This window comes from Kitasatospora sp. NPDC007106 (assembly GCF_040634455.1).
Classification (GTDB): Bacteria; Actinomycetota; Actinomycetes; order Streptomycetales; family Streptomycetaceae; genus Kitasatospora; species Kitasatospora arboriphila.
The window spans coordinates 1-11,371 of the sequence record NZ_JBEYFP010000156.1 but is presented as its reverse complement, the minus strand read 5'-3'; the positions used below and the strand labels follow the sequence as shown (position 1 = coordinate 11,371).

The window sequence follows — 11,371 nt, the reverse complement described above, 5'->3', positions numbered from 1 at the left end:
CACGCCGTCCTGCCCGCCCGGGACGGCTGGGCGGCGGAGGGCGCCGGGACGACGGGCGGCCGCTCGGCGGACGCCGCACACACCTTCACCGTCACCACCCGCGCCGAGTTGGCGAAGGCACTGGCCGCCGGGCCCGCGGGCGCACCTCGGATCATCCGGGTCAAGGGCGTGATCGACGCCAACACCGACGACACCGGCCGGGCGCTCGGCTGCGCCGACTACGCGGCCGGCACCGGCTATTCGGACGCCGCGTACGCCAAGGCCTACGACCCCGCCGTCTGGGGCCGGACGAAGCTGCCCTCCGGCCGACAGGAGGACGCCCGCCGGGCCGCGCAGGCCAGGCAGGCCGCCCGGGTCGTCCTCGGCGTCCCCTCGCACACCACGATCGTCGGCGTGCCGGGCACCGGCGCCGGGATCACCGGCGGCAACCTGACGGTGAAGAACGCCCAGGACGTGATCGTCCGCAACCTCGCCCTCACCGACGTCCGCGACTGCTTCCCGCAGTGGGACCCGACGGACGGCCCGACCGGCAACTGGAACTCGGCCTACGACGCCGTCTCGCTGCGCGGTGCCACGCACGTCTGGATCGACCACGACACCTTCTCCGACGCGCCCCACCTCGACGCGGCCAACCCGACCCGGTTCGGCCGCGAGTACCAGGTCCACGACGGCGCGCTGGACATCACCAACGGCTCCGACCTGGTGACCGCCTCCTACAACCGCTTCGCCGACCACGACAAGACGATGCTGATCGGCAGCAGCGACAAGGACACCGGACTGCGGGTCACCCTGCACCACAACGTCTTCCAGGGCGTCGTGCAGCGCGCCCCGCTCGCCCGGGTCGGGCAGATCCACCTCTACGACAACTACTACGACACCGCGCCGCTCGACGGCTACGCGCACGGCTACAGCGTCAACTCCCGGGCCGGCGCGCAGATCGTGGCGGAGAACAACCACTGGCGGCTGTCGGCCGACCGGAAGGTCTCCCAACTGCTCAGCGGCGACGGCACCGGGGCGTTCGCGGGCAGGGGCAACCTGGTCGACGGCGCGGCGGCCGACCTGGTCGCCGCGTACAACGCCGCCAACACCAAGAAGATCAGGCCGACCGCCTCCTGGCGGCCGGCCCTCTCCGCCGGGCTGGAGCCCGCCGCCGCGCTGCCGGACCGGCTGCCGAAGCAGGCCGGCGCCGGCGTGCTCACCGAGAACGGCACCGCCGCCCCGGCCACCGGCCGGGTCCTGACGGTCGCCGCGGACGGCTCCGCCGCGCACCGGACTGTGCAGTCCGCGGTCGACGCCGCCGCACCCGGGGACACCGTGCTGATCGCCCGCGGCACCTACCGCGAGACGGTGAACGTCCCGGCCGCCAAGAAGGGCCTGACGCTCAAGGGCGCCACCGGCAACGCCGAGGACGTCGTCCTCGCGTACGACAACGCGGCCGGCACCCCGAAGCCCGGCGGCGGCACCTACGGCACCGAGGGCAGCGCCACCCTCACCGTCTCCGCCGACGGCACCACCGTCACCGGCCTCACCGTGCAGAACACCTTCGAGCGGTCCGCCCACCCGGGCACCACCGCCACCCAGGCCGTCGCCCTGGCCGCCCGCGGCGACCGCCAGCAGTACCTGAACTCCCGCTTCATCGGCCACCAGGACACCGTCCTCAACTGGGCGCCCGCCGCCACCGGCCAGTACCGGCAGTACTTCCGCCACTGCTTCGTCGCGGGCGACGTGGACTTCCTCTTCGGCAACGCGACCGCCGTCTACGACCACGTGAACATCACCCTGCGGGACCGCGGCGCCGCCGCCGGCGGCAGCAACGGCTACCTCGCCGCGCCCGACACCGACGCCGCGAAGCCGTACGGGATCCTCGTCACCGACAGCACGATCAGCAGCACCGCCGCGCCCGGCACCTTCCACCTCGGCCGGCCCTGGCGCACCGGGCCGACCGCGGTCGGGCAGTTCGTCGTCCGCAACACCGTGCTGCCCGCGGCGGTCAAGAAGGCGCCGTGGACGGACATGCACGGGTACTCCTGGCGGTCCGCCCGCTTCGCCGAGTACGCCAACACCGGGCCCGGGGCCGGCGCCGGCGCGGACCGCCCGCAGCTGACCGCCGCTCAGGCCGCCTCCCACACGGCGCGCGCCTACCTGGCCGGCACCGACGGCTGGAACCCGGTCGGCTGACCCGCAGGAAGAAAACCCGCCGCCCGCGGCAACCTCCCCGCGGGCGGCGGCAACAGGGAGTCGGACAGCAGGACGGCGGACCGTCGGCCCCGCTGTCGGGACGGCCCGTCGATGCCGGGACACGTCCCCTCCCCGTACCGGTAGTTGCCAAGGAGTCATGAGACGTGAGCAAGCGAGCGATACGCCCCAAGCGCGGCAGGATCGCGGCCCTCGGCGGCACGGCCGCCCTGCTGGCCGCCGGCATCGCGGGCGGCCTGTGGGCGGGCGCGGACGCCGCCGCCCCCGCCCCGGCGGCCGGGTCCTCCTACACCCTGGTGAGCGCCGCCGGCGGACTCTGCCTGCAGGCGCCCGCCCCGGCCGCCGGCACCCAACTGGTCCAGCAGGACTGCGGCGCGGGCGGCGAGACCTGGCGGCTGACCGCCGACGGCAGCGGCTACCGGCTGGTCGAGACCGCCGGCGGCCGCTGTGCGGGCGTCCGGGACGCCAGGACGGGCGCCGGCGCCGCCGTCCAGACGGAGGACTGCGACCCGGCGGCCGCCTCCCAGCGCTGGACCCTGACGGCCGTCGAGGGCGGCCACCGGGTGGTCAACGCCGCCAGCGGCAAGTGCCTGGCGGTGAAGGACGGTTCGACCGCGGCCGGCACCCCGGTGCAGCAGAACTCCTGCGACTCGGCGCCCGCCAAACGCTGGACCTTCAAGCCCGCCGCCGCCACCCCGGCCCCCACCGCGAGCACCCCGACCACCACGGCCACGGCCACCCCGAAGCCCACCGCCACCGCGAAGCCCACCGCCACCGCGAAGCCCACCGCGACGGCCACGCCCGCCCCGACCGCCACCGCGACGGGCGGCACCGGCACGGCGATCCCGGCCTGGCCGACCCCGCAGGGCGCCGACGTGCCGCTGGCCGCCACCCAGAAGGTCGCCAAGCTTTTCGACGGCGGCGGCCGCCGCTACGTCGGCAAGGGCGCGCTGGGCAGCGGCAGCCAGTCCGAGAACCAGCCCGCCATGTTCGAACTCGCCGACGGCGCCGTGCTGCAGAACGTGATCCTCGGCGACCCGGCCGCCGACGGCGTGCACTGCAGCGGCAGCTGCACCCTGCGCAACGTCTGGTGGGAGAACGTCGGCGAGGACGCCGCCACCTTCAAGGGCACCTCCGCCTCCCAGGTGATGACCGTGGACGGCGGCGGCGCGCGCGGCGCGGCCGACAAGGTCTTCCAGCACAACGGCCCCGGCACCTTCGTCGTCAGGAACTTCCGGGTGGAGGACTTCGGCAAGCTCTACCGCTCCTGCGGCAACTGCAAGACGCAGTACCCCCGCCACGTGGTGATCGACAACGTGATCGCCACCGCGCCCGGCAAGAAGATCGTCGGCATCAACGCCAACCTGGGCGACACCGCCACGATCACCCGGCTCACCGTGGTCGGCGACAGCAGCCGGAAGATCACCGTCTGCCAGCGCTACACCGGCGTCACCTCGGGCGAGCCCAAGGAGGCGGGCAGCGGCCCGGACGGCACCAACTGCCGCTACACGCCCGGCGATGTGACCTACAAGCCCTGACCCCCGGGCCCGCCCCGGCGGCCGCACGGACGCGTTCGGCGTTCCTGTGGCGGCCGGGGCGGCCGCGCCGATACGGTGTCCGCCATGGGGTTGGGATCTTGGTGGCGCGGCTCCGGCGCGGCCACCCGCAGGCAGCCGGGCGACACCGCCCTGCTCTCCGAGCAGGCCGTCCTCGCCGCGGTGGCCGAACGGTTGACGGAACTCGGCGGCGACACCTGGACGGTCGACGGCTCCCTGGTCACCGGCCCCGGCGGCACCGCCGTCGCGGTCGGCGCCCGGCACGGCGAGGGCCCGGCCCACCTCGATCTGACCGTCCTGCTGGACGCCGGACGGCCGCAGGAGCGCAGGGTGCAGGACTGCCTGGCCGGTGTCGAGGCCGACAGCGGGCCCGCGCTGCGCCGCGCGGTCGAGGTCTGGGCCTCCACCACCGGCCTGGCCCTGCTCGAACTCCTCGCCCACAACGGCCGGTTCGCCGGCCACCTGCACCCGGACGACGCGGACGCGCTGCCCGGCTGGCACGCCGTGCACGGCGGCATCGCCGGCTGGGGCACCGGCGACCGGCACGGCGCCGTCCAGGACTGGATGCTCGCCCGGCCGCTGCTGCCGCAGCTCGCCCCGGCGTTCCCGGACGGCTTCGACCGGGACCGCCCGACCGGTCTGTCGCTGCTGTTCGGCAGCGGGGCCGGCCGGGAGAGCGCCGAGGTGCGGGTGAACGGCGCACCGCACGAGGTGGCCTCGAAGGCGCTGCTGGCCCTGGACTGGCCGCGGGTCGCCGAGGGCACCGCCTTCGCCCGGACCTTCGTCCTGCTGACCCGGCCCCAGGACGGCTGACCGGAGGGCGGCGTCCCGCCCGCGGGTCCAGGGGACGGGAGCCTGCTTCACGGGGCGGTCGGGCAGCCGGACCGGGCCCGGGAACGCCGATCAGGGGCCCCGTGCGTCCCTCGTGGGGGTGACCGTGACCTTCGAGGACGCGCCCCGGGGAAGGCGCGGCCCGGTGTTCAGACCAGCGGGTAGACGTGCGCGCCGGCCGGCCCCGGGTAACCGGGCAGCCAGCGGGCCAGCACCAGCCCGGACGGGTGGAACATCGGCTCGGGCAGCGCGTCCACCGGGACCCGCTCCCAACCCGCGCAGCTGTGCGGCTCGGTGACGACCGCGGGCGCGTCGCTCGGCGGGGCGAGGACGGCCGCGGTCAGCCGGGGTCGTCCGAGCTCGTGGTCGAGCAGCACGGCCAGCACCCGCATCGCGGCCGCGGGCAGCACGATGCCGGTCTCCTCGGCGAGTTCACGGGCGGCGGCCTCCTCGAAGGACTCGCCGGTGCCGTCGACCTTGCCGCCGGGCAGGCTCCAGGTCGGCGGCTCGCCCGCGGTGGTGCGCCGTCCGATCAGCACCCGGCCGTCGGTGGTGGGCACGATGACCCCCGCACCGATGATCGGGCCGCCGCCGGCCTGCCTGCCACCGGCCACCGGGCCGATGGCCGTCACCAGGCGGCCTTGGAGTAGTCCTTGAGGAAGCAGCCGTACAGGTCCTCGCCGAGCTCGCCGCGGACGATCGGGTCGTAGACCCGGGCCGCGCCGTCGACCAGGTCGAGCGGGGCGTGGAAGCCCTCGTCGTGCAGCCGCATCTTGTCGGGGTGCGGCCGCTCGTCGGTGATCCAGCCGGTGTCGACGCTGGTCATCAGGATGCCGTCGGTCCGGTACATCTCCTCGGCGCTGGTGCGGGTGAGCATGTTCAGCGCGGCCTTGGCCATGTTGGTGTGCGGGTGGCCGGCGCCCTTGTAGCCGCGGCTGAACACGCCCTCCATGGCGGAGACGTTGACGATGTACTTGCGCCGCGCGGGGGAGGCGGCCATCACCGGCCGGAGCCGGCTGATCAGGATGAACGGCGCGGTGGAGTTGCAGAGCTGCACCTCCAGCAGCTCCATCGGGCCGACCTCGTCGACGGTCTGCACCCAGCTGTTGGTGGAGGCGAGGTCCGGCACCAGGCCGCCGGCGTCGATCGCGGTGCCGGCCTCGATCCGGGCCGGCGAGGCGGAGCCGCTGACCAGGGCGAGGGCGGTGACGTCCTCGGCGCTGATCCGCTCGCTCTCGCCGGAGGCCTGGCCGGGCAGTGCCGGCAGGTCCACGTTGCCGCTGCCGAAGCGCCCGATCACGGTCGACGGGGGCAGTACACCGGCCGGCAGCGGGGCCGACTCGGCGGCCACCAGCTCGCGGTACGACTCCGGCGGGCGGCGGACGGTCTGCGCCGCGTTGTTGATCAGGATGTCCAGCGGGCCGTCGGCGGCGACCTCGTCGGCCAGCGCCATCACCTGGGCCGGGTCGCGCAGGTCGATGCCGACGATCTTCAGCCGGTCGATCCACCGGTCGCTGTCCGGCATCGCCTTGAAGCGGCGGATCGCGTCGTTGGGGAAGCGGGTGGTGATGGTGGTGTGCGCGCCGTCCCGCAGCAGGCAGAGCGCGATGTACATGCCGATCTTGGCGCGGCCGCCGGTGAGCAGGGCGCGCCGCCCGGTGAGGTCGGCGCGGGCGCCGCGGCGGGCGTGGTTGAGCGCCGCGCAGTTGCGGCACAGCTGGTGGTAGAAGGCGTCGACCTCGACGTACCGCTGCTTGCAGGTGTAGCAGGAGCGGGGGCGCTCGAGTATCCCGGCGATCTCGGTGGTGGTCTCGGTGGTCAGGCCGAAGGCGCCGGCCGTCTCGTCGTCGATCCGGCCGGGTGCGCCGGTCGCCGTCCGCGAGGTGACCAGCCGGTCGTTGGCGGTCTTGCGGGCGCGGGTCTCCTGGCGGCGGCGCTGCTTGAGCGTGCGGAAGATGCCGCCGACCGCCTGGCGGACGGTGATCGCGTCCGGGTGGTCCACGTGCAGGGTGTCGAGTTCGGCGAGCACGTCCAGGCACAGGGCCAGGCGCTCGGGGTCGATGCCCGGGCCGAAGTCGATGTCCTGCTCGTCGTGCTGCTGGATCTGGGTCTGGGTGTCCGGGCCCGCCGTCATGCCTGCTGCTGCTTCCCTCGGTGTGCCGCCTGTACCGGCGAATGCTACGGGAGCCTGCCGAGCCGGAGCGAAAAGTAATACCTGCATCTGCCTTGTGGTGGTTACCTGCCCTCGCTAGCGTAAGAGATGAACAGCTCATCCGGCCGTTACCGACGGGAGTGGGGCATGACGACCTGGCACGACTGGCAGCGCAGCTGGGACCGCCAGCAGGAGTGGTACCTGCCCGACCGCGAGGAGCGGTTCCGGGTGATGCTCGACCTGGTCGAGGCGGTGGCCGGCCCGGCGCCGCGCGTCCTCGACCTGGCCTGCGGCACCGGCTCGATCAGCGCACGGCTGCTCGCCCGGCTGCCCGGGGCGGTCTCGGTCGGCGTGGACGTCGACCCCGCGCTGCTCGCGATCGCCCGCGGCCACTTCGCCCACGAGCCGCGCCTCACCCTCGTCACCGCCGACCTGAACGACCCCGGCTGGGCGAAGCTGCTGCCGGACGGCGGCGCGTTCGACGCGGTGCTCACCTCGACCGCCCTGCACTGGCTCGGCAGCGACGCCCTGGTGCGGCTGTACGGCGACCTCGCGGGGCTGGTCCGGCCCGGCGGCCTGTTCGTCAACGCCGACCACATGCCGCAGCCGGACACCCCCCTGCTGAACGCCGCCGACCGGGCCCGGCAGCACGCCCGCCAGGAACGTGAGCGCGCCGAGGGCGTCCTCGACTGGGCCGCCTGGTGGCGGGCGGCCGCCGACGACCCGGCACTCGCCGAGGCCGTCGCGGCCCGTTTCGCGATCCACGGCGACCACGCCGACGGCGAGAGCCACCCCGCCGAGTGGCACACCGCCCGGCTGGTCGGGGCCGGCTTCCGCGAGGCCGGGGTGGCCTGGCGCTCGGTCAGTGACGCCCTGGTCGCGGCGGTGCGCTGACCGGCAGCGCGTCGAGCTCGATCCCGAAGTGTTCGCGGTACGCGGCGAGCGCCTGCTCCCCGGTCAGCTGCTCCTCGCTGCGTGAGCCGTCCGCGCCGGTGCGGATCAGCCGGGTGCCGGCGAGGGTGATCCTGCCCTCGCCGGTCAGCCGCGAGCAGGTGGTGGACCGGGTGAAGTGCGACTCGGGCGAGGTCGCCTGCCACCAGCAGGTCGGGCCGAAGTCGGCCAGCGCGTACGGCCGCAGGTCCAGCCGGTACTGCGGCTCGCCGTCCATCAGCACGTCCAGCTCCGCGCCGTGCGGCCGCAGCGTGAACCGGCCGGCGGGGTCGGACTGCTCGCCGCGCCCGTCCAGCCGCAACGGATGGTGGCTGAACCGACCGAAGCCGACGTCCACCAGCCACGGCTCGTCCAGCAGGACCCGCAGCGCCATGTGGTCGAAGGGCGGCCCGGGCCGGCCGTCCCGGCCGAACACCCGCCCGGCGAGCAGCTCCACCCGGTGGCCGAGCGCCGTGAGCAGGCCGGCGAAGGCGCCGTTGAGCTCGTAGCAGAAGCCGCCGCGGCGGCGCTCCACCAGCTTCTCCCAGAGCGCCCGTTCGGTCAGCACGATCGGCTCGCCGCGGGCCACGCTCAGCGTCTCGAACGGCACGGCGTGCAGGTGCGCGAGCTGCAGGGCGCGCAGCGCCGCCGCGTCCGCGTGCTCCGGCCGCGGCAGGCCGATCCGGTCCAGGTAGGCGGCCACCTGTCGTGCGTCCACCGGTCCTCCCCTTCCTCCGTACTCGGACGGCCCGTCAACCGGGCCGATCGTCGCGGTCCTGACGTCCCGTCGGAAAACAACCGCGAAAAAATGTTTGGGATTCCTGTTATCCCCTCCCGTCCCACGGATCTCCCAGGTGTCGGCAAGCACCACACCCCACCGAGGGCCGACGAGGAGAGACACATGTCACACAGGAAAGCGTCGTCGCACCGTCGCCGCAATCGCCGTGGACTGATGTTCACCGCAACCGCCATCACCGCGGGACTCATCGCGGGAGCCGTCACCATCGGCTCCGCGCTGGAGGGCGACAAGCCGCTCCGCACCTCCGCGGACGCGGTGATCGCGCAGGAGGTGGAGCCCTCGCCGGCCGCCGGTCCGCTCCACAACGAGGCGCCCGCCCCGGTGACCTCCATACCCAAGGACGACCCGACCCGAGGTCTGGTGTACGGCGGCCTCGTGCCGGCCGCCAGCGGTGACAAGTGCGTCGGCGTCTACAAGGTCAACGAGCAGGGCCTGTGCACCCACGGCCCGGACGCCCCGCCGCGCGGCGTCGACGTCCACAAGAGCACCGCCCCGGTGGTCGCGACCACCGAGAAGCCCGCCGACCTCACCCCGACCGCGGCCGCCGCACCGTCCGCCGCGGACCTGCTGAGCGACGCGCCGCCCGTGCTCGACCTGCAGACCGGCAAGGCGCTCGGCGGCTCCGCCGCGCCCGCCGGCACCCCCTCGGCCGGAGCGGGGGCCGCGGCCGAAGGCTCCAAGGTGGTCTGCGAGGGCGACGGCTCGACCGGCAACCGCGTCCAGGTGATGTACGTCCACGCCCCGGGCAACGACCGCTTCGCGCAGTACCTCGCCTCGTTCAAGAAGTGGGCGTCGGACACCGACACCATCTACAACGCGAGCGCCCAGGAGACCGGCGGCGTCCGGCACATCCGCTTCGTCACCGAGGCCGACTGCACCGTCTCGGTGCTGAACGTCGAGCTGTCCGCGGCCTCCCTGCAGGAGTTCGGCGCCAGCAACAAGGCGCTCGCCGCCCAGGGCTTCAACCGCAAGGACCGCAAGTACATGGTCTTCGCGGACGCCAACGTGTACTGCGGCATCGGCACCTTCAACGGTGACGAGCGTCCCGGCCAGGACAACCTGTCCAACTTCGGCCCGTCCTACGGCCGCACCGACAACGGCTGCTGGGGCGGCTCCACCGCCGCCCACGAGCTCGGCCACAACCTCGGCGCCGTCAACAACAGCGCCCCGCACACCAGCAAGGGCGCGCACTGCGTCGACGAGTGGGACATCATGTGCTACTCCGACTCGCCGTACTACCCGAAGATGCAGACCCTCTGCCCGAACCGGGCCGAGGACGACCGCCTCGACTGCAACCACGACGACTACTTCAACACCGACCCGCAGCCGGGCAGCTACCTGACCACGCACTGGAACATCGCCAACAACCAGTTCCTGTTCGCGAACGGCGGCACCAACCCGAACCCGAACCCGACGCCGACCCCCACCAAGTCGCCGACGCCGAGCCCGACCACGCCGAACCCGACCAAGTCGCCGACGCCCAGCCCGAGCCCGACCGACTCGACGCCCACCCCGAGCCCCAGCCCGACCTCGACCACCGGTCCCAAGGTGACGGTCGGCCAGATCACCACCAACTCGGCGGTGCTCAGCTGGACGGCGGTCAGCGGCGCCTCCGGTTACGACCTCCAGGTCAACGGCCGCTCCATCGCGACCGTCACCTCCAGCGTCGTCCGCCTGGTCAACCTCAAGCCCGACACCGAGTACAAGGTCGCCGTCGCGGTCAAGGACAAGTCCGGCAAGACCGCCAAGCCCGGCCGCACCACCGCCTTCCGCACCACCAAGGCGGCCGGCCCCGCGCCGACCCAGCCCGGCACCCGCTACCTGATGATCAACAGCCTGACCGGCCAGGCCGCCGACATGTGGGGCGGCTCCACCCGCGACGGCGCCGTGCTCATCGGCTACCAGCGGCACGGCTACTCCAACCAGCAGTGGCTGTTCGAGGACGCCGGCGACGGCTACCTGAAGATCCGCTCCGCCCGCTCCGACAAGTGCCTGCAGATCGGCGGCCAGGCCGTCGCCGGCCAGTACGTGATGCAGCAGCCCTGCTCGTCCGCCGACAGCCAGCAGTGGAAGATCGCCTCCGCCGGCAGCGGCTACGCGCTGACCGCCAAGGGCTCCTCGCTCGTCCTCGGCACCAGCAAGCGCTGGTACTACGGCGGCTGGCTGCTGGAACTGCAGCAGCCCAGCGGCCAGTCCTACCAGAACTGGACCATCCAGGCCGCCTCCTGACGAGGCGCCCCCGAGCCCGGTGGGGCGGGAGTCGGCCCTCCCGCCCCACCGGGCCCTCCCGCCCCACCGGGCCGTCCCGTCCCACCGGGCGCCCGCGCCCGCCGGCCAGACCAGGAGCCACCCCCATGCGCCTGCGCACCCTCGCCACCGCCGCCGCCCTCACCGGCCTGACCGTGCTCGGCACGGCCCAGCCCGCCGGTGCCCACGGCGACACCATCGCCTTCACCGTCTCCAGCCTGGTCGACGGGCACCTCACCGCCGTCGCCACCTGGGAGAACGACCACGACCCGGTCGACGAGAAGATCGCCGGAACCCTGAGCGCCACCGCCCAGGACGGCCGCGCGGTCGGCCCCTGGCAGCTGGTCGCGGTCGCCGGCAAGCCCGGCACCTACACCACCGCCCGCCAACTGCCGCCCGGTCACTGGAAGGTGATCGTCGAATCGGGCTTCCCCGCGCTCGGCCGGGGCGAGGCCGAGGTCGACGTCACCGCCGTCCCCGGCACCGCGCCCAGCAGCGGACCGGTGGCCCCGGTGGGCACCGCCCCCGCGCCGAGCGCCTCCGCCGAGCCGATCCGCAGCACCTCGGCCGCCGCCGAGGCCGACAGCGCCTGGACCTGGATGGCGGTGGTCGTCGCCGTGCTGGCCGCCGCGGCGGCCGCCGGCGCCGTGCTGCTTCGCC

The 11,371-nt window shown here is 74.1% G+C and carries 8 protein-coding genes and 1 pseudogene; 6 read left to right on the top strand and 3 right to left on the bottom strand.

What is annotated here, in order from left to right; all coding sequences use genetic code 11:
• The 3 genes from ABZ641_RS15615 to ABZ641_RS15605 form a co-directional block, all read left to right on the top strand.
• The coding region (locus tag ABZ641_RS15615; protein WP_359982212.1) for a pectinesterase family protein at window positions 1–2,178 on the top strand (2,178 nt) is incomplete at its 5' end.
• 164 nt (window positions 2,179–2,342) lie between these two features.
• Window positions 2,343–3,734 (top strand): pectate lyase, encoded by a 1,392-nt coding sequence (locus ABZ641_RS15610; protein ID WP_359982209.1) that lies wholly within the window; start codon window positions 2,343–2,345, stop codon window positions 3,732–3,734.
• An 84-nt stretch (window positions 3,735–3,818) separates the two neighbouring features.
• Window positions 3,819–4,565 (top strand): DUF6348 family protein, encoded by a 747-nt coding sequence (locus ABZ641_RS15605; RefSeq protein WP_359982208.1) that lies wholly within the window; start codon window positions 3,819–3,821, stop codon window positions 4,563–4,565.
• A 167-nt stretch (window positions 4,566–4,732) separates the two neighbouring features.
• Here ABZ641_RS15605 and ABZ641_RS15600 read toward each other — a convergent pair whose 3' ends face one another.
• Window positions 4,733–5,215, bottom strand: a complete 483-nt coding sequence (locus tag ABZ641_RS15600; RefSeq protein ID WP_359982206.1) for an NUDIX domain-containing protein — start codon at window positions 5,213–5,215, stop codon at window positions 4,733–4,735.
• Entirely contained in the window at window positions 5,212–6,717 is a 1,506-nt protein-coding gene (locus tag ABZ641_RS15595) for an SDR family NAD(P)-dependent oxidoreductase (protein ID WP_344627859.1), read from the bottom strand. The genes ABZ641_RS15600 and ABZ641_RS15595 overlap by 4 nt, the downstream gene beginning before the upstream one ends.
• A gap of 165 nt (window positions 6,718–6,882) precedes the next feature.
• Between ABZ641_RS15595 and ABZ641_RS15590 the strand changes: the two genes are divergently transcribed.
• Complete coding sequence (locus ABZ641_RS15590; RefSeq protein ID WP_359982205.1) at window positions 6,883–7,629, top strand: methyltransferase domain-containing protein; 747 nt, start codon at window positions 6,883–6,885, stop codon at window positions 7,627–7,629.
• Here ABZ641_RS15590 and ABZ641_RS15585 read toward each other — a convergent pair.
• Window positions 7,598–8,383 (bottom strand): arylamine N-acetyltransferase, encoded by a 786-nt coding sequence (locus ABZ641_RS15585; protein ID WP_359982203.1) that lies wholly within the window; start codon window positions 8,381–8,383, stop codon window positions 7,598–7,600. The genes ABZ641_RS15590 and ABZ641_RS15585 overlap by 32 nt on opposite strands.
• 234 nt (window positions 8,384–8,617) lie before the next feature.
• On the opposite strand from ABZ641_RS15585, the gene ABZ641_RS15580 reads away from it, so the two are divergent.
• Window positions 8,618–10,693 carry an RICIN domain-containing protein gene (locus ABZ641_RS15580; protein ID WP_344627862.1) on the top strand — a complete coding sequence of 692 codons (2,076 nt, stop codon included), beginning with the start codon at window positions 8,618–8,620 and terminating at the stop codon, window positions 10,691–10,693.
• A gap of 125 nt (window positions 10,694–10,818) precedes the next feature.
• Window positions 10,819–11,371 (top strand): annotated as a pseudogene (locus ABZ641_RS15575) (hypothetical protein); the annotation flags it as partial.

Excerpts from the sequence above, each read along its gene's own strand:
- ABZ641_RS15605 (WP_359982208.1), top strand. The coding sequence starts at position 3,819 with ATGGGGTTGGGATCTTGGTGGCGCGGCTCCGGCGCGGCCACCCGCAGG.
- ABZ641_RS15595 (WP_344627859.1), bottom strand. The coding sequence starts at position 6,717 with ATGACGGCGGGCCCGGACACCCAGACCCAGATCCAGCAGCACGACGAG.
- ABZ641_RS15590 (WP_359982205.1), top strand. The coding sequence starts at position 6,883 with ATGACGACCTGGCACGACTGGCAGCGCAGCTGGGACCGCCAGCAGGAG.
- ABZ641_RS15580 (WP_344627862.1), top strand. The coding sequence starts at position 8,618 with ATGTTCACCGCAACCGCCATCACCGCGGGACTCATCGCGGGAGCCGTC.